The organism is Pseudoalteromonas ulvae UL12 (assembly GCF_014925405.1).
Lineage (GTDB): Bacteria > Pseudomonadota > Gammaproteobacteria > Enterobacterales > Alteromonadaceae > Pseudoalteromonas > Pseudoalteromonas ulvae.
Map to the genome: position 1 here is coordinate 23,995 of NZ_AQHJ01000022.1, position 22,659 is coordinate 46,653.

Annotated in this window: 16 protein-coding genes; 10 read left to right on the top strand and 6 right to left on the bottom strand. The window is 40.5% G+C overall.

The annotated features are described in order from the left end of the window. Window positions 1-28 precede the first annotated feature (28 nt). The 3 genes from PULV_RS02300 to ttcA all read left to right on the top strand — a co-directional run bounded on the left by PULV_RS02300 (window position 29) and on the right by ttcA (window position 2,797). On the top strand, window positions 29-763 hold the full coding sequence (locus PULV_RS02300; RefSeq protein ID WP_086743085.1) for an FNR family transcription factor: 735 nt from the start codon (window positions 29-31) through the stop codon (window positions 761-763). Window positions 764-852: 89 nt separating this feature from the next. Beyond that, on the top strand, window positions 853-1,779 hold the full coding sequence (gene uspE / locus PULV_RS02305; RefSeq protein WP_193330833.1) for a universal stress protein UspE: 927 nt from the start codon (window positions 853-855) through the stop codon (window positions 1,777-1,779). Between the two features lie 106 nt (window positions 1,780-1,885). Continuing rightward, window positions 1,886-2,797, top strand: coding sequence for a tRNA 2-thiocytidine(32) synthetase TtcA (gene ttcA, locus PULV_RS02310; protein ID WP_193330834.1), 912 nt, complete (start codon window positions 1,886-1,888; stop codon window positions 2,795-2,797). 66 nt (window positions 2,798-2,863) lie between these two features. Here the strand turns inward: ttcA and PULV_RS02315 are convergent, their stop codons facing one another. Both PULV_RS02315 and PULV_RS02320 read right to left on the bottom strand, forming a co-directional pair. Beyond that, window positions 2,864-4,888, bottom strand: coding sequence for a S9 family peptidase (locus PULV_RS02315; protein WP_193330835.1), 2,025 nt, complete (start codon window positions 4,886-4,888; stop codon window positions 2,864-2,866). 61 nt (window positions 4,889-4,949) lie between these two features. After that, window positions 4,950-6,479 (bottom strand): fumarate hydratase, encoded by a 1,530-nt coding sequence (locus PULV_RS02320; protein WP_086743081.1) that lies wholly within the window; start codon window positions 6,477-6,479, stop codon window positions 4,950-4,952. A gap of 161 nt (window positions 6,480-6,640) precedes the next feature. Between PULV_RS02320 and pabB the strand changes: the two genes are divergently transcribed. The 3 genes from pabB to PULV_RS02335 all read left to right on the top strand — a co-directional run bounded on the left by pabB (window position 6,641) and on the right by PULV_RS02335 (window position 10,002). Further along, the gene (pabB, locus tag PULV_RS02325) at window positions 6,641-7,984 is read left to right on the top strand and encodes an aminodeoxychorismate synthase component I (RefSeq protein WP_086743080.1); all 1,344 of its coding nucleotides are present in this window, start codon (window positions 6,641-6,643) and stop codon (window positions 7,982-7,984) included. 3 nt (window positions 7,985-7,987) lie between these two features. Continuing rightward, complete coding sequence (locus PULV_RS02330; RefSeq protein WP_086743079.1) at window positions 7,988-8,548, top strand: NUDIX hydrolase; 561 nt, start codon at window positions 7,988-7,990, stop codon at window positions 8,546-8,548. Between the two features lie 77 nt (window positions 8,549-8,625). Then, the gene (locus PULV_RS02335) at window positions 8,626-10,002 is read left to right on the top strand and encodes an L-serine ammonia-lyase (RefSeq protein WP_193330836.1); all 1,377 of its coding nucleotides are present in this window, start codon (window positions 8,626-8,628) and stop codon (window positions 10,000-10,002) included. A gap of 67 nt (window positions 10,003-10,069) precedes the next feature. Here PULV_RS02335 and cysB read toward each other — a convergent pair whose 3' ends face one another. After that, window positions 10,070-11,047 (bottom strand): HTH-type transcriptional regulator CysB, encoded by a 978-nt coding sequence (cysB, locus tag PULV_RS02340; protein WP_086743077.1) that lies wholly within the window; start codon window positions 11,045-11,047, stop codon window positions 10,070-10,072. Between the two features lie 175 nt (window positions 11,048-11,222). On the opposite strand from cysB, the gene PULV_RS02345 reads away from it, so the two are divergent. The 3 genes from PULV_RS02345 (at window position 11,223) to PULV_RS02355 (ending at window position 14,332) form a co-directional block, all read left to right on the top strand. Beyond that, window positions 11,223-12,821 (top strand): response regulator, encoded by a 1,599-nt coding sequence (locus PULV_RS02345; RefSeq protein ID WP_086743076.1) that lies wholly within the window; start codon window positions 11,223-11,225, stop codon window positions 12,819-12,821. Between the two features lies 1 nt (window position 12,822). Further along, window positions 12,823-13,506 carry a sensor histidine kinase gene (locus tag PULV_RS02350; protein WP_086743075.1) on the top strand — a complete coding sequence of 228 codons (684 nt, stop codon included), beginning with the start codon at window positions 12,823-12,825 and terminating at the stop codon, window positions 13,504-13,506. A 61-nt stretch (window positions 13,507-13,567) separates the two neighbouring features. Continuing rightward, complete coding sequence (locus tag PULV_RS02355; RefSeq protein ID WP_193330837.1) at window positions 13,568-14,332, top strand: hypothetical protein; 765 nt, start codon at window positions 13,568-13,570, stop codon at window positions 14,330-14,332. Window positions 14,333-14,410: 78 nt separating this feature from the next. On the opposite strand, the gene topA is transcribed toward PULV_RS02355, so the two are convergent. Continuing rightward, window positions 14,411-17,065: a type I DNA topoisomerase gene (topA, locus tag PULV_RS02360; protein ID WP_193330838.1), complete on the bottom strand. Its 2,655-nt coding sequence runs from the start codon at window positions 17,063-17,065 to the stop codon at window positions 14,411-14,413. 251 nt (window positions 17,066-17,316) lie between these two features. After that, window positions 17,317-20,025 carry an Ig-like domain-containing protein gene (locus PULV_RS02365; protein WP_227009339.1) on the bottom strand — a complete coding sequence of 903 codons (2,709 nt, stop codon included), beginning with the start codon at window positions 20,023-20,025 and terminating at the stop codon, window positions 17,317-17,319. Between the two features lie 164 nt (window positions 20,026-20,189). Between PULV_RS02365 and PULV_RS02370 the strand changes: the two genes are divergently transcribed. Beyond that, window positions 20,190-21,518, top strand: coding sequence for a dicarboxylate/amino acid:cation symporter (locus tag PULV_RS02370; protein ID WP_193330839.1), 1,329 nt, complete (start codon window positions 20,190-20,192; stop codon window positions 21,516-21,518). An 82-nt stretch (window positions 21,519-21,600) separates the two neighbouring features. Here the strand turns inward: PULV_RS02370 and sohB are convergent, their stop codons facing one another. Then, entirely contained in the window at window positions 21,601-22,617 is a 1,017-nt protein-coding gene (sohB, locus tag PULV_RS02375) for a protease SohB (protein WP_193330840.1), read from the bottom strand. Window positions 22,618-22,659: the final 42 nt, after the last annotated feature.

The window sequence follows — 22,659 nt, forward strand, 5'->3', positions numbered from 1 at the left end:
AACATTCCCAGTTGTGTATGGATGATCAATGGAATTCAAGAATAAACTCGCGTCAAAATCTCACTGCACGATTAGCTGTAATAACTGCAGTATCAGCCAGTTATGTATCCCATTTACATTAAACAATGATGAAATGGATAAGCTAGATGAAATCATCGAACGTAAAAAGCCCCTGCATAAAGGTGATTTTTTATTCGAATCATCACAGCCCTTGAAGGCTATTTATGCAGTACGCTCCGGTTCATTTAAGTCCTATACATTATCAGAACAAGGCGAAGAGCAAATCACTGGCTTTCATCTTGCAGGTGATATTGTTGGATTTGATGCCATTAATAAAATGCAACATCAGAGCTATGCGCAAGCGATGGAAACAGCCATGGTATGCGAAATTCCTTATACAACTCTTGATGAACTTAGTGGTAAGTTACCGAAACTGCGCCAACAAGTGATGCGAATGATGAGTAGTGAAATCAACTACGATCAAGAAATGCTGTTGTTATTAAATAAAAAAACAGCTGAAGAACGTCTGGCGGCATTTTTAGCTAATTTATCGCGCCGTTTTGGTGAGCGTGGTTTTTCTAAAAAGGAATTTCGTTTAACCATGACTCGTGGCGAAATTGGTAACTATTTAGGCCTCACAGTCGAAACCATTAGTCGCTTATTGAGTCGTTTCCAAAAAGCACAAGTTATTAAAGTTGAAGGTAAATTTATCACTATCATTGATGCTGAAGAATTAGATAAAATTGCGGCTATCAAACCTTGATCTGACACAAACAAACCCGACTTTTATCTGCTAAATTTCCTATTATCACTTACACTTAATTTAACCTAATTAAGTGTAAGGCCCTTGAAATGAATTCAATCAAAAAAATTCTTGCCGTCATCGATCCAAGCAAAGAACAACAAAAAGGATTGCTGCGCTCGTTCGAATTAGCAAAGAAATCGGGTGCATCTATTACTGCATTTCTCTCTATTTATGATTTTTCATACGAAATGACCACTATGTTGTCTCACGATGAACGTGATGCGATGCGTGAAGCGGTGATCCAATCAAAACGCCAATGGATTGAAAGCTTAATCGCACCTTATCAAAGTGAGCTGACTATTAACTGTGAAGTTATTTGGCATAACCGTCCCTTTGAAGCCATTATTACTCATGTGATTGACCAAAAATATGATTTAGTCGTTAAAGGCACACATCAACACGACACGCTAAAATCAGTGATTTTTACCCCGACCGATTGGCATTTAATTCGTAAATGTCCAACACCTGTATTACTGGTTAAAGAACACGCTTGGCCTGAAAATGGCCATGTTTTGGCTGCTGTCCATGCATCATGTGAAGATCAGCAGCATCAAAGTCTCAATCACCGCATTATTAAAGATGCACAATTTGTTGCACAACTGGCAACTGCAGATGTCCATTTGGTGAACTCCTACCCCGGCACTCCTGTGAACATTGCCATTGAAATCCCTGAATTTAACGCCTCCGAGTTTAATGAGTCGGTCAAAGCACACCATAAAACATGCACCGAAAGCATTGCCGCACAATATGGAATTTCGTCGGCACTTTGCCATGTAAAAGAAGGGCTTCCTGAAGATGTCATTCCAATGATTGCCAATAAAATTGATGCCGAATTGGTCGTGATTGGCACAGTCGGTCGCACTGGTTTTAGTGCAGCTTTAATAGGCAATACCGCTGAACACGTTATCGATAGTTTAAACTGTGATGTGTTAGCGCTTAAGCCTGAAGGCTATGTCAGTCCACTCCAAGACTAAGCCTACTTAATAATAAAAAGTGATATTGATTGATATCACTTTTTAACTGCACAAATTCCTCCTATAATACGCCCCTTATTTTTGAAGTACGGATCAAGGGGCATCAATGTCACATTCACTCACAGAAAAAGCGAAATATAACTTTAATAAGTTACAAAAGCGTTTACGCCGCCATACAGGTCAGGCGATTGCAGATTTCAATATGATTGAAGAAGGCGATCGTATTATGGTGTGCATGTCTGGTGGAAAGGACAGTTATACGATGCTCGATATTTTGCAAAATCTACAGCGCTCTGCTCCAATCAAATTTGAGCTGATAGCTGTGAACCTTGATCAAAAACAGCCTGGTTTTCCTGAGCATATTTTACCTGAGTATTTTCAATCATTAGGAATTGACTACAAAATTGTGGAAGAAGACACCTACAAAATTGTCACCGATATTATTCCTGAAGGTAAAACGACTTGTTCTCTATGTTCACGATTACGTCGCGGTATTTTGTATCGTACAGCTACTGAAATCGGGGCAACCAAAATCGCACTAGGGCATCATAGAGACGATATAGTAGAAACGTTATTTTTGAATATGTTCTATGGCGGTAAATTAAAAAGTATGCCTGCAAAGCTCGCTTCAGATGATGGTCAGCATATGGTTATTCGCCCGCTTGCATACTGTAAAGAAGCTGATATTGCTGCGTATGCAGAGCATCAAAAATTCCCTATTATTCCGTGTAATTTATGTGGCTCACAAGAGAATTTACAGCGTAAAAATATTAAAATGATGCTCCAAGAATGGAATAAAAGCCATCCTGGGCGTATTGAAACTATTTTTACTGCCATCCAAAATGTCACGCCTTCGCATTTAGCCGATCTGTCCTTGTTTGATTTTGCGAATTTACAAAAAACTGATGTGCCGCTAGGTGAAGGTGACATTGCCTTAGATAAACCTGATGTCCCTGCTATTCCAGTTGGATTAGAACAAGAATCGACAACGCAGGCGATTGCGATTGAGTTGAATTAAGCTTCATGCAAGACGATGAAATTAAAAAACCCCGATAAGTTATCGGGGTTTTTTATTATATTCGCGTTATTGTTGCGTGTGTTTTTTCATCCAGTCAAACACTTCACCGTACCAATGGATCAGATTATCTTGGTTTAAAATCCAATGATTTTCATCTGGATACACCACTAATCGAGAGTCAATTCCTTTACGCTGTAAAGTGGTAAACGCACCTAGGCCTTGCGCATACGGTACACGATAATCTTTAAGCCCATGGATCACCAACATCGGCGTTTTCCAGTTGTCGACATAGTTAGCAGGGTTAAACTTTTTGTAATCCCCGTCTTTTTGCCAAAACTCGCCGCCCATTTCATGCTCAGCAAACCAAAGCTCTTCTGTTGTTTGGTGAAAACTATCCATATCAAATAACCCAGCATGATTCACCAAACAGTTAAAGCCATCAGTCCAATTACCTGCAATCCAGTTCATCATGTAACCACCGTACGATGCCCCTAACGCACACGCGTTATTTGCATCTAACCAAGGCTCTTGTTTTGTAATATACGCCATGCCTTTTTTCAGATCTTCAAGTGGCTTGCCACCCCAGTCACGTGAAATTGAATTGGTAAATTCTTGGCCATAACCTGTTGAACCATGAAAATCTATCATCACAACGCCATAGCCTTGTGCAGCCCACAATTGGGCATTCCAACGATAGTGAAACATATTCCCAAATGAACCTTGCGGCCCACCATGGACTAAAAACGCAATTGGGTACTTTTGACCTTCTTGATAATTCCATGGTTTGACTAAATAACCATGCACGGTTTCTTTATTCCAACCAGGGAAACTAAACTGTGACGATTCTCCAAATTGAATCGACGCGAGGTTCGATTCATTCACTTGTGTGAGTTGTACTAGCTCTGAACCATCAATATTAATTTGGAAAAGATCTTTTGGGGAATTAAGTGTATGACGGCTAAAAATAATTTTGTTATCAGCAAGTTGCACATCACCCGCGATACCATCAGAGTACACTTTTCTGACATCACCAAAATGAGTGCTGATTTCATAGATGCTCTTTTGTCCGACATCTTGTGTCGTCACATAAACTGCACGGTTATTAGGCGAAAACGTATAACTTGAGATACTGCGATCCCAAAGTGGTGCCACTTCGTCTAACTTGCCTGTTTTAAGATCTTTAATCATCAAACCAAATCGATCAGATTCAAAACCTGGTTTTTTCATTGCTAGATAGGCCATAAAGCGTCCATCTGATGAAAATTGCGGCTGAGAGTCCCATGCTAAATTATCTTTGGTTAAATTCTCTATGTCTCCACCTTGCACTGAGACTTTGAATAAATCAAAGTTTGTTGTCCAAGCCTGATCACGACTAGGTTCTTTAGCCGAAAAAACAACATGATTGCTATCAGGGGTAAACGTCACTTCTTCCATGCCCGAAAAAGGCTTAGCTGGAATATCGGTATCCCATCCTGCTGTGATGTTTTTAGCGTCTGTGATTGGTTGCTCTGTAACATCCGCCACAAAAAGATGGCTACGTAATCTATCTGACCAAGTATCCCAATGACGCATTAATAATTGGTCGTACGCCATGGCGTGATGTTTTTCGTTATTAAATTCAGCCGTCTTTTTAACTGTGCAGGCAATAGTGTCACAACTTGGTACCACTTCAAGTGCAAGTGCTAATTTTTTGTTATCTGGCGACAAGGTATAACCATTAACAGCAAGCGCTAAATCAGTGACTTGAACAGCCTCGCCTCCAAATAGGCTGAGTGACCACACTTGAGATTGACCAGTGCGATTGGCTAAAAAGAAAATGCTTTTTGCATCACGGCTCCAAGTAACAGAATGCTCTGTGCTTGGGTGGCTAGTGAGCTTAAGATCTACAGACTTATTCTTTAGTGATTTTAAATATAAATCACTGCCATTTGGCGTTTTGAGTGAGTAGACAACTTGATCACCCGCAGGTGATAAGGCAATATTACCAATTTTATTAAATGTATTCAGTTTTTCTACGGTCAGTGGCTCAGCCGCTTGCACGTAAGAAGCTAAACTTGCCAGCATGGCAAAACTTAGAGTGCTTTTTATCATTTTATACCTTGTTATTATTAAGAAAAACAAAAGAGCGCAAATGCGCTCTTTATCTCGTTGTTTATTTACTGAGTTCTTTATCTAATTCTGCAATTTTGGCTTTCCATATTGCAGGACCTTGAGTATGTGCATTGGCACCTTCACTATCAACCGCAACAGTGACTGGCATGTCCTCGACTTCAAACTCATAAATCGCTTCCATTCCAAGATCTTCAAACGCAACCACTCGGGCTTTTTTAATTGCTTTAGACACTAAGTAAGCCGCGCCACCGACAGCCATCAAATAAATTGATTTATTCTGCTTAATTGATTCAACAGTTGCCGGTCCACGCTCAGCTTTACCTATCATACCTATGATGCCTGTTTTTTCTAACATCATATCGGTGAATTTATCCATACGTGTTGCTGTCGTTGGACCTGCAGGACCCACCGCTTCATCACGCACCGCATCCACTGGGCCAACGTAATAAATAAACTTGTTATCAAAGTCGACCCCTTCAGGCAAGCCTTGACCTGAATTGATCATATCTTGTAAACGTTTATGAGCCGCATCGCGTCCGGTTAAAATTTTACCCGAAAGTAAAACAGTTTCACCCATTTTCCATTCTTGCGTATCTTCTTTAGTTAGCGTATCTAAATTCACGCGACGCGTGTCCGCACCGACTTCAAACGTGACTTCTGGCCAATCTTCAAGTTTAGGTGCTTTTAAATCCGCAGGGCCTGAACCATCTAATGTAAAGTGAACATGACGGGTTGCTGCACAATTTGGGATCATCACAACGGGCTTTGAAGCCGCATGAGTAGGTGCTGTTTTGACTTTAACATCAACAACCGTGGTTAACCCACCCAAACCTTGTGCACCAATGCCTAATTTATTAGCACGTTCGAATATTTCAAGGCGAAGCTTTTCTTCAGTGGTTTCTGCACCACGCTCCATTAACTCATGAATATCAACAGGATCCATTAATGATTCTTTTGCCAGTACCGCAGCTTTTTCTGCTGTACCACCAATACCTATTCCTAACATACCCGGTGGGCACCAACCCGCTCCCATGGTTGGTAAGGTTTTTTCAACCCATTCAGCCACATCATCAGACGGGTTTAGCATGACCATTTTTGTTTTGTTTTCTGAACCGCCGCCTTTGGCCGCAACCATCACTTCCACTTCACCACCTGCAACCAAATCAATGTGCACAACAGACGGTGTGTTATCTTTGGTATTTTTACGGCTACCTGCAGGGTCTGCAACAATTGACGCACGTAACGGATTGTCTGGATTTAAATAGGCACGACGAGTTCCCTCATCAACCATTTGCTGGACGGTTAAGTCGGTTTTATCCCACGATACATCCATGCCTACTTTTACAAAACAGGTGATGATGCCAGTGTCCTGACACAATGGACGTTTACCCTCTGCTGACATGCGTGAATTAATCAGAATTTGTGCAATTGCATCTTTGGCAGCCTTAGATTGCTCTTTGTGATAGGCTTTTTCTAATGCTTGAACAAAATCAAGTGGATGATAAAAAGAGATATATTGTAATGCATCTTCGATGCTATCAATAAAGTCTTGCTGACGGATCATGCTCATGGTCGGTCCTTTAAAGTCGTTAAACCATTGACGGAGGCTTTAGTTTACATTTGCTCTTGTTGATCTTGCAACGAGAGCTGAAAATGCTACCAGTTTCGTTTATTATCTTCTCTATAATACCCTCCAAGCCCCTTTGCGGCCAGTCTGGTAAGTAGAAGTTAATGATAAACGAACAATTATCGTGCAAAAAATTAGACATTTCGCTCAATAGCACCCAATTATTTGCACAATTTGCACAGAGCCCTTGGGCCATCTTGCTCGATTCAGCCAACCCTGATAACAAACAACAGCAATTTGACATCATCGCAATCTCACCGATTGCAACCATCGAAGCATTCAATAATCAGTGCCAACTCAATGGGCACACCTGCACAGATTCACCCTTTACAGTATTAGCAGAACAATTGGCGCAATTTGCAACGCAAAAAGCGCCCCACTCTTTGCCTTTTTCAGGCGGGCTGCTCGGTTATTTCTCTTATGATCTTGGTCGATATTTAGAAAAGCTACCTAATATTGCGAGCAAAGAGATCAGCCTTCCTGATATGGCCGTCGGTTTGTATCCTGACGCTTTAATTTACAGTTATGAGCAACACGCTTGGTTTTACATTGCACAGCCCGGTTACGATCGCTTAGCGCTCTACCTAAAAGATACCGCTCTTGATTGTAGCGCACCTCAATTTTCTCTCACTTGTGATTGGCAATCGAACTTAAATAAAACCAGCTACACTGAAAAATTTCAGCAAATTCAGGCTTATCTTCGTTCTGGTGATTGCTATCAAATTAATCTTGCACAACGATTTAAAGCAACATATACAGGCCATCCATGGCAGGCGTACTTAACATTGCGAGAGGCGAATCAAGCGCCATTTTCAAGTTTCATCAATCACCCACAAGGATGTATTGCCTCAATTTCGCCAGAGCGTTTCATTAAAATTGCTAATGGACACATTCAGACAAAGCCCATTAAAGGGACATTGCCACGAAGTGTTGATCCTGTAGAAGATGCAGCCAGAGCTGTTCAGCTCTCTTTATCATCAAAAGACAGAGCTGAAAATGTGATGATTGTAGATTTATTAAGAAACGATTTAGGTAAAGTGGCCACTCCTGGTAGCGTCGAAGTCCCTCATTTATTCAAAATCGAAAGTTATCCCGCAGTTCATCATTTGGTCAGCACTGTGACTGCAACTCTTGCCGAAGGGAAAACCGCACTAGATCAATTAGAAGCTGCTTTTCCGGGAGGATCAATCACAGGTGCACCAAAAATACGAGCGATGGAAATCATTGAAGAGCTTGAGCCGGATCAGCGTTCCGTTTATTGTGGTTCTATTGGCTATATTTCTGCATGTGGCAACATGGATACCAGTATTACAATTCGCACCCTCGTTTTTAATCAACAACACGTATATTGTTGGGCTGGTGGAGGCATAGTCGCTGATTCAAATGTGGATGCTGAGTACCAAGAAACATTCGATAAAGTAAATAAAATTTTACCCCTTTTAGGTTAATTAATGACGCTCAATGAATTTATCAATCGTTTCCAATTACTATCATTAAGCGGTAATCAGGGGTTCCCGCACCCAGCGAAAAAAAGTGCAGTATTAATCCCTATCTGCGAGATTGATAACACGCTTCATATTTTATTCTGCAAACGACCTCGTTATCTCAAACATCACCCTGCTGAAATTTGTTTTCCAGGTGGCAAACTTGAACCAACAGATGATTCTTTACAAGGCGCTGCGCTTCGAGAGTGCCATGAAGAACTCGGCTTACCTAAGCAGCAAATAACACTCTTAGGTGAGCTTCAATCCTATTGGACACTCACCGGTTTTGAAATCAAACCTTTTGTTGGCCTAATTAACGATATAAACACTATCAAAATAGATAACAATGAAGTGGAGTCTGTCTTTTATATCCCCTTTTCAGAGCTCGCGTTAAGTCAAAATTGGCAACCTCTATCCTTTATTCGAGCCAATAAAAAACGTCAGCTCAGGGCTTTTAAAACCCCATATGGCTTGCTATGGGGAGCGACTGCTCAAATTACTCTCAATCTGGTCAAACAAGTCTCTTAGAGCGACATTTGTTGGTTGCATCAAATTGTATACAAGTTATGATTAGCGCCCGTTCAAGGTTTTAAGAGTATTTTTATATGATCAGTGCATTCGATATGTTTAGTATCGGTATTGGCCCTTCTTCTTCTCACACTGTTGGCCCAATGCGCGCTTCACGTCTATTTGTTGCAGAGTTACAACAACTCGGCTTGATGGAGCAAATAACTGAAGTTAAAGTTGAATTGTTTGGCTCTCTTGGTCAAACAGGTGTTGGGCATGGTTCTGGTAAGGCAGTGATTTTAGGTCTTGCTGGCTATGATCCTGAAACAATTGATGCTGATCAAGTTGATGCTATTTTAGCGAAAATTAAACAAGAACAAATTATCTATCTTGATCAAAGCCATCCTGCGAAGTTTCCGACGCAAGGTGCGATTGTGTTTCACCGTCGTAAAACACTGCCAAAACACAGTAACGCGATGGAAATCCTCGCCTATAAAGGCAAAGAAATCTTACACCGCCAGACATATTATTCTATCGGTGGTGGATTTATTGTTTCAGAACAAGATTTTGATTCTGAAAAAGAAGCCGCTATCGAAATTCGCACTCTTAACCCTGCCCCATTTGACTTTAATTCCGCGAAAGAATTACTCGAAATGTGCAAAGAAAATGGTTTCAGTGTTTCAACTTTAATGATGAAAAATGAGAAAACATTACGCGATGAAGAAACCATCAAAGATGAATTATTTAATCTTTGGAAAGTGATGAAAGCTTGCATTGAGCGTGGGATCCGCACAGAAGGGATCCTTCCTGGAGGATTAAAAGTCAAACGACGTGCGCCTAGTTTATATCTGCAGCTCAACGTTGAAAGTAACGATGACCCACTTCGTGCGATGGATTGGGTTGACTTATTTGCACTGGCAGTCAATGAAGAAAATGCCGCAGGAGGACGAGTTGTCACTGCGCCTACGAACGGTGCCGCGGGCATTATTCCTGCCGTATTGATGTATTACCATAAATTCGTCAAACGTGTCGATCGCGACATTGCTACGCGTTATTTACTGACCGCTGCCGCTATTGGGATTTTATATAAAAAGAATGCCTCTATTTCTGGTGCTGAAGTTGGCTGCCAAGGAGAAGTAGGGGTTGCTTGCTCTATGGCTGCAGGTGCATTGACTGAAATTGTCGGTGGTAATATTGAGCATGTTGAAAATGCAGCTGAAATTGGAATGGAACATAATTTAGGCCTCACCTGTGATCCTGTCGGTGGCTTAGTGCAAGTCCCTTGTATTGAACGAAATGCCATGGGGGCGGTAAAAGCCATTAATGCATCACGCTTAGCGCTGCGTGGATCTGGTGATCAGAAAGTATCCCTTGATAAAGTCATTAAAACCATGTGGGAAACAGGCAATGATATGAAAACTAAATATAAAGAAACTGCACGGGGTGGTTTAGCGGTAAATATCATCGAGTGTTAATCTTATAAACATAAAAAGGGGTTCAATTGAGCCCCTTTTTTATGTTTTAATCCCAGTACAAGAATTTCTATCTCACCGGAAGATCTATATCAGCAAATAAAGCATCAACATCATCTTGATTACGTAATAAACTCGCTCTTTCAACTCGTTCTTTGGTCAAATGAGGGGCAAAACGTTCAATAAAGTCATACATATAAGTGCGTAAGAAAGTGCCTTTTCTAAAGCCTATTTTAGTCGTACTGGCTTCAAATAAATGGCTGGCATCAATACAGACTAAATCTTGATCGGTTTGTTTATCTATCGCCATTGAGGCGACAACACCCACACCTAATCCTAAACGTACATAGGTTTTAATCACATCAGCATCGGTTGCAGTAAAGACTATTTGTGGCTCTAATCCATGTTTACCAAACGCTTTATCAAGCTCTGAACGACCCGTAAAGCCAAAAACATAGGTAATTAATGGATACTGTGCAACATCTGCAATCGTCAGGTTATTCGCTTTTTGTGCCAGTGGGTGGTTTTTTGCAACAACGATGCTGCGATTCCAGTGATAGCAAGGCAGCATCACTAAATCAGAATATAAGTGCAGCGCTTCAGTGGCAATGGCAAAGTCCGCATCTCCACGAGCAGCTGCATCAGAAATCTGTTGCGGTGTCCCTTGATGCATATGTAAAGACACTTTTGGGAACTTTGTCATAAACCCTTGGATCACTTGCGGGAGTGCATAACGCGCTTGAGTATGCGTTGTCGCAATATTTAACTTACCTTGATCAGGTAAAGTATGTTCATTCGCAACAGCTTTGATCCCTTCAACTTTAGATAAAATTTCTCGCGAAATATTAATAATATCTTTGCCTGCAGGGGTTACATGCGTTAAGTGTTTGCCACTTCGGCCAAAGATTTGAACACCGAGCTCATCTTCTAGCATTCGAACTTGCTTAGAAATACCAGGTTGCGATGTATAAAGACTTTCAGCGGTAGCAGAAACGTTGAGGTTATGATTGAGCACTTCAACGATGTATCTAAGTTGTTGTAATTTCATGATCGTTTTAGTCTATTCTTATTACCTTTATTTATAATCGTTTGCGCTGGCTATTCCAAGTGTTAATTAAAGTAAATCAGGATTTTTGCTCAAAAAAGCACTTTTTCATCAATATAATTACTAGTTTAGCCACAAAGCGCTACATTTAATAAATGGTTAAATCAATTTCGCAATTATGAACAATCCTCTACAACGTTATACGAATCTCAAGTTTCTTGTAGTTGATGACTTTTCTGACTTTCGACAATCAATCAAACAAATGGTCGAAAGTTTTGGCGTAAAGCATGTTGATACGTGTAGTGAAGGCGAAGAAGCTATTCGTAAATATGCTGAGCATCAGCATCAAGTCGTATTAGTCGATTACAACTTAGGTGATGGCTTAAGTGGATTACAAGTCCTTGAGGAGCTTAATTATCGCCAATTATTAAAGCCCGGTACTTTGTATATTCTAATTACTGGCGAAACGGCTATGGAACTAGTGATGGGAGCATTAGAGTACCGACCTGATGATTATTTAGCCAAACCATTCACTAAAAATATTCTGAAAACACGGCTCGATAAACTTGTGCAATTACAAGAAGTCTTTCAACCAGTTCATTCTGCGTTGGCAAAGGGAAAAAATATAACCGCTATTGAACTTTGCGACAGCTTAATGCAAAAAAATAAACGCCTATCGATGCAATGTTTACGTTTAAAAGGTGATATTTATCTTAAGTCAGGCCTTTATCCTAAGGCCATTAATGTTTTCAAAACAGTCATTGAACAACATGAATTAACGTGGGCACAGATGGGACTTGCCCGAGCATACAGTGGCATCAATCAATTGGCGGACGTACAAACAATTTGTAAAAAAATAATCTCAAAAAATAAATATGCCCTTGAAGCGTATGACTTATTGGCAGAATCCGATTGTGCCATGGGTAATTTCGAGCATGCTTATACACTCTTAAAAACGGCTTGTGACCTTTCGCCGAATACACTCATCAGACAACGAAAACTAGGGCAACTTGCGCTTCGATATTTAGAACTTGAGACTGCGCTTAATGCCTTTAAACGTGTGATCGGGCTTGGACGTTACTCAATCAAGATACGGCCCGATGATTTTGTCACTTTATTACAAACTATGCTGCAAATTCAATTTGGCTCGTATGGGAGCCTGTCGTTAAGAGTTCCCAAGGATTACGCTAGCCTGTACCGTGAAATCAATCGTAAATATCCTAATGATATACAGTTGAGCTTAGTGGTGAACTTACATCAAATCTTACTCAAATACCTCTCCAACGACAAAGGTACAGCACTCAGTGAGATGGAAATACAATTACAGAAATGCCATTCATTACCAGACACATTAAAGCCCTATTTAATCAATGAAATTACCTTTGTTGGACAACGTTTAGACGAGCCAGAACTGAAACAATCAATATCGAATCAATTTTTAGCGCATCAAGCCGAGCAATTTACACAAGAAAACATAGACAAAGCCAATAATTACAATCGTCAAGGAATGTTAAAGTTTAAAGAAAAAGATTACTTAACAGCGAAAAAAGCATTTAAAACAGCATTGATAAACTCCCCTAGCAATGTGAATATTGCACTGAATCTATTACAATGTTTATATCGACTTGCAGCTGATAAACAGTTTAAGCAGGTTGAGCCATCTTTAATTACCCTATGTGCTCAATCGTTAGAATCGATCGATCCGGGCGATCACCGATTTGCTCATAGTCAAAATTTATTCAACCACCTCAAAGCGCTTTTAGCGACTAAGGTTTAATATGTCTCATTCGCCTCTCGATTTTTCAACCGTCCTTGCTGCAAGCATGCATGACATGAAAAACTCACTGTGTTTATTATTACAATCAATCGATACTATCAGCACTGAGCTTGAGCATACCCCCAAGACCCGTGCTGAATTCGCTCAGTTCCATTATGAAATAGCCCGTTTAAATTCAAATTTACTCCAACTGCTAGCTTTGTATCGCAATAGCCAAGCAACCTTACCATTAAATATTGAAGAGCATTACTTAGACGAGCTATTTGAAGAGCTAATCACTAAAAATGAACTTTATATTCAAAACAAAGTGCTACACTGTAGTATTGAGGTTGATGATGAGCTTTGCTGGTTTTTTGACCATGACCTGATCAGTAATTTACTCAATGACATCCTCGTAAATGCGATGCGTTACTCTAAATCAGCAATTCGACTGAGTGCATCAATAAAAGATAATATGTTACAAATACAAATTATGGATGACGGTGATGGCTACCCAGATGAAATGCTTGAAAAAGCAACAGATGAAATGTCACCAGCAACACTAGCAAAGAGTAGAACCGGCTTAGGTTTATATTTTGCGAGTTTAATTGCAAACGCTCACACAAATAAGAATCAACATGGTCAGATTACACTCACGAATGGGGGCCAACTTAATGGAAGTGTATTTACCCTAACACTACCCTAAGTCTATAAATGTATGTAATATTAGAGGGATAAGCCATGATCAATATTAAAGAGAAGTATTTATGATAGCCGCTATCATCGTCACATTAATCGTTGCACTGATCGTCATCGCGGTCTGGGTACATGCTATTCAGCAACACAGAGAAAAACAAGAAGTCGAACGACGTCAAGAGTTAACTAAATACAAAAAAATCATTGAAGAAACAGAAGATATCTTAATGAATGCCGCTAACCTGCCAATGTCTTCAGCCCTAATTGGCGTCATGCACAAGCGTATTGTAGATTCCCTCAAATCTATGTGTGAGCTTTCACCCAATTCTAAAGAATTAAAGTCGCGATTAGTTGAATCAAATGAACGAATGCAGAGCTCACAAAGTAACGACAGCTCGGCTAATGATAAAGTTGCCCTACCCGATAATGACAAGCAAATCATCGCCCTTGTCCAGGGGATCAAAAAATTACGCAATTTACTCCGTTCAGAGCACACTAAAGGTAAGGTCGATACACAGCTTTTCTTAAATGAAGATAAACGTCTTGAAAAACTCCAACTTAGAATAAATGTCGATAGCCAAGCTAAAAGAGGCATGGCCGCACGTTCTGCTAATATGCTAGGCTCTGCGCGCCAATACTTTGAAAAAGCGCTCGCAACCCTTTCTGCGCAAACTTACACTGATGAATACATAACAACTAAGCGTAGTGAAATCGAGGGTTACCTCGAAGAAATCACCACTGAGTTAAAAGTGACTAATGCAACTGACCGTAAGAAAAAGGCTGCGCAAGAACAAGACGATTTGGACGTATTATTTGCACCTAAAAAGAAATGGTAAGCAAGTAGTGTTGTTATAACTTATTTTCATATATACAAAAAAACCGGCTTTAGCCGGTTTTTTTGTATAAGTTTGAAATTAAGATTTCTCTTTTTCTTTCACTTTCTTTGTGGCTTTCTTAAGCTCTTCAACCCACTTTCCATCTCTGAAGTGAGCAGTCCAGCCAGTTGCTTTACCGTCGACTTCTGACATTACGTATTGCTCTTTTGCTTTTCGGCTAAAGCGAACAATTGCCTCTTGCCCATCAGGATCAGCGGCAGGTGCATCAGCTAAGTAATGAAACTTAGGTGAAATGCGATCTCTAAAACGTTGCAACTCTAATACTTTCGGTGCACGTGTTTCTCGAGATTTTGGAAACGTTGATGCCGCTAAAAAGATACCCGCAGCTCCGTCCCGCAATACAAAATATGCGTCAGATTTTTCACACTCAAGTTCAGGTAGATGCGTAGGGTCTTCTTTTGGCGGCGCAGCTTCACCATTACGTAATAACTTACGAGTATTCTTACATTCTTCGGCTGTACATCCAAAATACTTACCAAAACGACCCGCTTTAAGCTGCATATCAGCACCACATTTATCACACTCGATCAGTGGTCCTTCATATCCTTTAAGCTTAAACGTACCTTTCTCAATTAAATATCCTTCACATGCTGGATTATTACCACAAACATGAAGTTTACGATGTTCATCAATTAGATATGAATCCATCGCAGTTTCACAAATTGGGCAGCGCTTCATTTGCATTAAGCTTTCAGTTTCAGCATCTTCAGAATCAACCGCCAGCGCTTCGTCACCACTGGTTAAGTTCATGGTGGTAGTACAGCGCTCTTTAGGTGGTAAGTTGTAACCTGTACAGCCAAGGAACACACCCGTTGATGCTGTTCGAATACCCATTTCGCGTTGACATGTTGGACATTCGATATCTGTCACTACCATTTGGTTTTGACGCATCCCACCTTCAGATTGTTCTTTGCCTGCAACTTCCAACTGAGTAGAAAAGTCTTTATAAAAAGTATCGAGTACATCGGTCCACTCTAGATTACCAAGTGCAATGTCATCTAAGCGACCTTCCATCTTAGCTGTAAAGTCAAAATCTAACAGATCTGTAAAATTCTCAACTAAGCGATCATTGACTATCTCGCCCATTTTTTCAGCGAAGAAACGGCGATTCTCAACACGGGCATAACCCCGATCTTGAATTGTGGAAATAATCGCGGCATAAGTAGATGGTCGACCAATACCACGTTTTTCTAACTCTTTTACTAAGCTCGCTTCTCCAAATCGTGCAGGCGGTTTAGTAAAATGTTGCTGAGGATCGAGTTCTTGTAAGGTCAGGGTATCACCAACAGCTACTTTAGGCAGAGCTTGCTCGTCTTCATTCTTTTTACGAACAGCGGGTTGTACACGTGTCCAGCCATCAAAGACCAACACGCGTCCTTTTGCTTTTAACTGGTAATCTGCAGCTTCTACAGTGATAGTGGTCAAGTCATATTGAGCTGGCACCATTTGACACGCTACAAATTGTCGCCAAATTAACTCATAGAGCTTCTTAGCATCCGCTTCAACGCCATCTAAATCGCCAGACATGAAACTAACGTTAGAAGGGCGTATCGCTTCATGAGCTTCTTGAGCATTGCCTTTTGAACTGTATGAAATTGGCTCACTTGGCAAGTATTGAGAACCATATTTCTTTTCTACGAACTCTCGACAACTTGCAACTGCATCAGTCGATAAATTAGTCGAATCCGTACGCATATAAGTAATGTAACCCGCTTCATATAAGCGCTGCGCTAACATCATCGTCTTTTTAACACCATAACCTAAGCGTGTGCTTGCAGCTTGTTGCATTGTTGACGTAATAAAAGGTGCGCTTGGCTTACTCTTGCTTGGTTTTTTCTCATTATCGACAACTGTAAATGGCGCAGATTGCAATGCCGTCACAGCCGCCATTGTTTGAGCTTGATTAACAGGTTTAAAAGCGGAGTGTTGATATTTAGTTACTGCTAGACGAATATGTGATTCTTTGGCCACTACATCTGCATGAAGATCCCAAAACTCCTCTGGTACAAATGCTTTGATTTCACGTTCGCGCTCAACCAATACTCTCACAGCAACTGATTGTACGCGTCCTGCAGATAAACCTCTGGCTACTTTTTGCCAAAGTAGCGGTGACACCATAAAACCAACAACTCGGTCTAGAAAACGACGCGCTTGCTGTGCATAAACCATATCAGTGTTAAGTTCGCCGGGTGTCGAGAAGGCTTGTTGAATTGCATTTTTTGTAATTTCATTGAAAACAACTCGTTTATACTTAGATTCGTCGCCTCCAATTACTTGCTCAAGGTGCCAAGCGATGGCCTCCCCTTCTCTATCCAAATCCGTTGCGAGATAAATTTGGTCGGCAGTCTCTGCTAATTTTTGTAATTCTTGGACAACCTTTTCTTTACCTGGCAGGATTTCATAATGCGGTTCCCAACCTTTAGCGGGATCAATGCCCATCCGAGCAACTAAATTAGTATAGTCGCGAGCTTTTTTATAAGCGGCCTTTTCTTCAGGATCCATTTTACGCACTTCAGCAGGCGTTTTCGTTGCCGGTGCTTTTTTGTTTTGGCCGGAAGTAGGAAGATCGCGGATATGCCCAACACTGGACTTAACAACAAAATCTTTCCCTAAGTATTTATTAATTGTTTTAGCCTTAGCCGGTGACTCTACAATTACTAGCGATTTACCCATGTCTGCCTATTTATGAACAATTAGTATTCAAATTGATTAGTTACACCCATTTTGGGCTCTATTATTAAAGGTATATCGACAAACTGCCAGTGTGACAAGCAATAAATTGAAAGTTTTTTCAATAAATTGCAATTTTAGCTAGTTTTTTGTGCAGATTGTTTGCTTTTTGATTAGCATCTCTTCCTGCTGAGAATGTAAAAAAGCGGCATTAAGAATTACCTTAATGCCGCTTTTTCAAATCAATTACAATTTTAATTTATTGTAATTGGAATACTACCTAATGCAGTTGAAAATCCTGAAGGGGTCGTAGCAGATATAATCAAGCTACCTGATTTAGGTTCTTTTTCACCTTTCACTGACACAGAAAACGCAAAGCCACCATTAAAATTGGTACTTGGCCAGGTATACTCCCCGCCAGCAACAACCGAGCCTACCGTGGCGACTGACGAGATTACAGTCCCTGCAGGCATAGGTTGATTATGCAAATCAGCAATAATAAAAGAAGTACTATCAGTGTTTTCACCTGTCATCACTAAAGGCTTGGCATCACCAACTGTACTAAAGCCAGTACTTCCAGACATCACTAATACTAGACTTCTGCGTACATTCAATGATTTTTGTTCTGAACAACCTTCATGAGCAGGGATAGAGCACAATACACCGTTATATTTGTTGTCTTTAGCTGTAAATAAACCGTCATTGTTAAAGTCAACAAACTCTTCTAATGCACCACTATTGTTAACATCACCACCTTCCGATGGGTTATATAAGCCATCTTCATTATGATCAACAAATGCCTCTTTGAGATCATAAGGTTTACCGCTTATGTTAGTGCCTAAAAAAGCATTCATTTCAGTTGCGTCAAAACGACCGTTACCATTTAAATCAGGGAACGATTCTTCACCGATAGCCGTAGCTGTAATCGTCGCACGGCCACCATATTTTTGACCATAGAATTTCTCAAAATTCGTTGGTTTTCTAACAACTACACCTTCTTGATTAAATAGCTTTACGCCTTCGGGCCTTGGAAATTGACTGGTCCACTTAACAGAGCACACACCATTATCTGTTGTACAAGAAGGTTCGATTGAACCACCTTCAGTTGTAAAGGTTACTGCAGTTCCATCCGGAACCGGGTTATTAAACGCATCAGCTAATCGAGCGGTAATTTCCACCTGATTACCATCAATATCCCAGCCTTCAGGATTAAGGACTGATGCGGATAAACTGAAACTGTCTTGATCTGGGATGCCTGTTGAAACCACCAACACACTTGATTGAGAACTAATGACAGGATTTGAGCCATTAATAATCGCAGTCACTCGCACAGAAGTTGCGATAGTACCTGAGTTAACCACGGTTTGAACAAGACCCTGACTATCAGTTGTACCACTTGTTGGAATAATCGTGATACCACCTAAATCTGTATTAAGTGAAAAGTCCACAACTTGATTATTGACAGGGTTACCGTTGGTATCAAGCACTCTAAAGATAACCGTTGAGCTTTCAGACCCACCCAAGGCGCCAGTGCCAAGCAAAGCAATCTTTTCTGGTGAAGCTGAAATAAACTCGATACTGCCTACATTTGCAGGTAAGACATTCACAACACCTGTTGCGGATAAATTGATACCACCAGCGTTTGCAGTGACATTAATCGGATCATCACCGACACAGCCCTTGGCAAGGTAAGTACTATTCGCGATACCATTTGACGTTGTAATTGGAGTACTGAGTTTAGCCGTCGGAGTGCTTAATGTGGCGCAACTTGAACTAAAGTTGACATCAACCGGCTCGCTAAATAAATTACCTTGATCATCAACAATTCTAACAGACACAACCGTTGTACCACCTGCTGAAATCTGCGCTAAGCTAATCTCCGCCTTACCCTCTACTAGTGGATCACCAGATCCCATAATGACGGTTGAAGAGCCCACTACAAAAAGTTTTTTACCGGTTTCGCCTGTCTCTATAGATGCTGTAATAGTACCAGCACCTAATAATGAGCCGGCAATTATATCAACTGTCGCTCGATGATTTGCATCAGTAATCGCCGTTTTAATTGGTATTTCACCAACAGTAGATTCAAAGGTCACGATAACAGGCGCTGTAATACCATTGACAGTTGCAATCACACGCCCAGGCTTAGATGCCGCAATATTGGTAATTTCATTTCCATCGAGGTCTACTAACTGCATAGTGATATTGATATCACCGACTACACCCGTGTCGTCACCTTGTGTTTGAAAGTCGAGAGATTCAGATTCACCTGAATCTAACGTCGCCGTAACTGTGCCCGCACCTTTAACATTACCAGCGGTTAAATTAAGTCGTGCGACCCCTTCTGCATCTGTCAAAACCGTACCTGATGAAGGGGATAATGCACCTAATGAAGAAGTGAATGTCACTTTCTTATTACTTACTACAGCCCCATCCTTAGTCAATGCCGCTGAAACGATGATAGGGTTAGCCGCTGACACTGTGGTTGATGACACAGACAAAGAAATAGTTACATCACCATCCCCACCGGTATCACCCTCATCACCTTGACTTGTAAATACATGCTCAACCGTTAAGTTTGAACCACCTGGTACAGAAAATGAGGCCGTCACCGTACCTGCACCAGCAACACTACCCGCACGTAATTTGATTTGTGCTTCACCTGACGAATTTGTTTGCGCAGTCCCTGCCGTAGGATCCAATACACCAATCTCGCCATCGAGTGTAAAAGAAATTAATTTATTGGTGTCTGGTTGACCATTTTTAGTCAATGTCGCGACCAATTTACCAGGGATGTCCTTAGACACTGTCGAAATGCCTTCCCCTGAGTCAAAACTGGTCATGGTTACCACAAGTTTATAGTTATCGTTTGAACCTGTTTCGGTTTCAAGGCTTCCACCGCCACCGCAGGCTGCGAGCGCTAAACTGAACAGCGTAATACAGAGTAAGCGTATTAAAGGCATGTACCTCTCCCTAGCTTGTTATAATTATAGAGTTATTTACCCTATCTTAACCTATTCGCAATGTAAAAATCATAGCATTTTTGAAAAAAGTTACCGCTTTTAGCTTTAATAATTTAATTTGACTGGTAGGCTATGTAAAATTTTAATAATAGTAGTTATTTTTTATGACTAGAAGAACCTCTCTCAGTCTTACGAGCCGCATCATGATCGGTATGGTGTTTGGCATATTGTTAGGCTCTGTCCTCAAATTTATTATTGGGGATGCTGGCGAACGATATATTTCACTTGGCTTATTCGACTTAGCGATAAAAGGCTTTTTTGTTGATGGCCTATTTCATATTGGTGGGGCCATTTTTATAGCTAGCTTAAAAATGCTGGTTGTCCCTTTGGTCTTTATTTCTTTAGTTTGTGGTACTTGCAACTTAAGTGATCCAGCCAAGCTTGGGCGCTTAGGCGGAAAATCCATCGCACTGTATTTATTAACCACTGCGATTGCGATAACGGTAGCGATTAGCTTAGCGTTATTTTTCAGCCCAGGTGACGGTGTCGCGATTCCAACTGATGCGACCTTTGACAATAAAAGTGCCCCTAGTCTAGTCCAAGTAATTATTAACATGTTTCCGACTAATCCAATTAGCGCCATGGCTAATGGAAACATGCTACAAGTCATTGTATTTTCATTACTATTCGGTATTGCACTGGCACTAAGTGGTGAACCAGGAAAGCGTTTAGGACTCATTTTTGATGACTTAAATGTTATTATTTTAAAGCTGGTGACCTTGCTAATGAATGTCGCTCCTATTGGTGTCTTTTGTTTAATGGCTAAACTTTTCACGACCATAGAAGTGGGCGTCATTTTAAGTCTTGGTAAATATTTCCTTGTTGTGTTGTTTGCATTGATAATTCATGCCTTTATAAATTACAGCATATTATTAAAACTACTTGCGAACCTGAGCCCCCTAACATTCTTGATGAAGATGAAAGATGCAGCGCTGTTTGCATTTAGCACTTCAAGTTCCAGCGCAACCATGCCAATCACGCTAGAAACAGCGACTAAGAAACTTGGCGCAAAAAACAGTGTGGCTTCATTTACTGTCCCACTTGGCGCGACTATTAACATGGATGGTACAGCCATCATGCAAGGTGTTGCGACTGTCTTTATCGCGCAAGTCTTTGCTGTAGATTTAAGTATCTCAGATTATTTAATGGTGATACTGACTGCCACACTTGCGTCTGTGGGAACTGCGGGTGTTCCCGGTGTAGGTTTAATTATGCTGGCAATGGTACTCAATCAAGTTGGCTTACCTGTAGAAGGGATTGCAATTATCATGGGCGTTGACCGACTGCTTGACATGACGCGTACGGCTGTCAATGTCACTGGCGATTGTATGGTAACGTGTGTAGTCGCAAAATCGGAGGGTGAATTTGACCAAAACATCTTTAATGATATGAATGCAGCAAAAGAACTCGAAGAAATTAATTTTAAAAAATAAACGCTGCTTAACCTGATTTCTGGTTAAATATAAAAATGCCGAGTCAATACTCGGCATTTTTAATCTCTCTATAAAACATGGTTTAATGAGGTTTTATTACATTCATTGCTGACATGAATTTTATCACTGCTTTTTCGAGCGATAAACTTAATCCAATCCCTAGTTTTTCTGTCATCGATTTTTTCATCGTAAATTGCACTTTGAAAATCTGACGCTCTTTATTGGCTTCAAGCAATATATCATCGCTTGTTGCGATTTTATCAACTAGCCCTTTATCAAACGCCTGCGTTGCAAACCAATGTTCTCCTGTAGCAACTTCAGACATATTCAAATTAGGGCGTTCGTTACTTACGAATGTTTTAAATAATTCATGAGTTTGTTGTATCTCATCACGAAATTTATCTCTCGCTTGATCGGTATTTTCACCAAATAACGTTAATGTGCGCTTAAACTCCCCCGCAGTTATTTGCTCAAAATCAACATCATTCTTCTTTAAAATTTTATGAAAGTTAGGGATTTGTGCAATAACACCGATAGAACCAATAATTGAAAAAGGGGCTGCGACTAATTTATCAGCGACACACGCCATCATATAGCCTCCACTAGCCGCCACTTTATCAACACAAATAGTCAACTCAACCTTGGCATTTTTAATTCGTTGTAATTGAGAGGCTGCTAAACCATATCCATGCACCACTCCACCGCCACTTTCAAGGCGAACCAATACTTGATCTTTCTCAGGTCGTGCTATGGTCAAAATGGCCGTTATTTCCTCTCGGAGTTGTTCAACTTCATGTGCATCTATACTCCCTTTAAAGTCAATTACATACAGTTTTTTATCTGTTTCTTTATCTAACAATTTTTCTGCTTTTTTCTGAGCTTTTTTCCATTTTTTTAATTCATCTTTTTTCAGCGTATTTGCTAAAAATTCAGCTTTGAGTTTATCAAGTTCAGCTGACACATCTTCAAGTTGAATTTCACCTTTTTTGCTTTTCGGTTTATGAGCAGCACTAGTAAAAAGGACCATGAGAATAGCGGCAGCAATTAAGAAAGTGATTGTTTTGGCAAAAAATAAGCCATATTGATATAAAAATTCCAAAGTCGAACCTCATTATAAATTTTAATGAAACTTATCACGTCA

Bases quoted from the DNA above. Each gene is read 5' to 3' on its own strand.
- PULV_RS02300 (WP_086743085.1), top strand. From the start codon at position 29: ATGGAATTCAAGAATAAACTCGCGTCAAAATCTCACTGCACGATTAGC.
- uspE (WP_193330833.1), top strand. From the start codon at position 853: ATGAATTCAATCAAAAAAATTCTTGCCGTCATCGATCCAAGCAAAGAA.
- ttcA (WP_193330834.1), top strand. From the start codon at position 1,886: ATGTCACATTCACTCACAGAAAAAGCGAAATATAACTTTAATAAGTTA.
- PULV_RS02315 (WP_193330835.1), bottom strand. From the start codon at position 4,888: ATGATAAAAAGCACTCTAAGTTTTGCCATGCTGGCAAGTTTAGCTTCT.
- PULV_RS02320 (WP_086743081.1), bottom strand. From the start codon at position 6,479: ATGAGCATGATCCGTCAGCAAGACTTTATTGATAGCATCGAAGATGCA.
- pabB (WP_086743080.1), top strand. From the start codon at position 6,641: ATGATAAACGAACAATTATCGTGCAAAAAATTAGACATTTCGCTCAAT.
- PULV_RS02330 (WP_086743079.1), top strand. From the start codon at position 7,988: ATGACGCTCAATGAATTTATCAATCGTTTCCAATTACTATCATTAAGC.
- PULV_RS02335 (WP_193330836.1), top strand. From the start codon at position 8,626: ATGATCAGTGCATTCGATATGTTTAGTATCGGTATTGGCCCTTCTTCT.
- cysB (WP_086743077.1), bottom strand. From the start codon at position 11,047: ATGAAATTACAACAACTTAGATACATCGTTGAAGTGCTCAATCATAAC.
- PULV_RS02345 (WP_086743076.1), top strand. From the start codon at position 11,223: ATGAACAATCCTCTACAACGTTATACGAATCTCAAGTTTCTTGTAGTT.
- PULV_RS02350 (WP_086743075.1), top strand. From the start codon at position 12,823: ATGTCTCATTCGCCTCTCGATTTTTCAACCGTCCTTGCTGCAAGCATG.
- PULV_RS02355 (WP_193330837.1), top strand. From the start codon at position 13,568: ATGATAGCCGCTATCATCGTCACATTAATCGTTGCACTGATCGTCATC.
- topA (WP_193330838.1), bottom strand. From the start codon at position 17,065: ATGGGTAAATCGCTAGTAATTGTAGAGTCACCGGCTAAGGCTAAAACA.
- PULV_RS02365 (WP_227009339.1), bottom strand. From the start codon at position 20,025: ATGCCTTTAATACGCTTACTCTGTATTACGCTGTTCAGTTTAGCGCTC.
- PULV_RS02370 (WP_193330839.1), top strand. From the start codon at position 20,190: ATGACTAGAAGAACCTCTCTCAGTCTTACGAGCCGCATCATGATCGGT.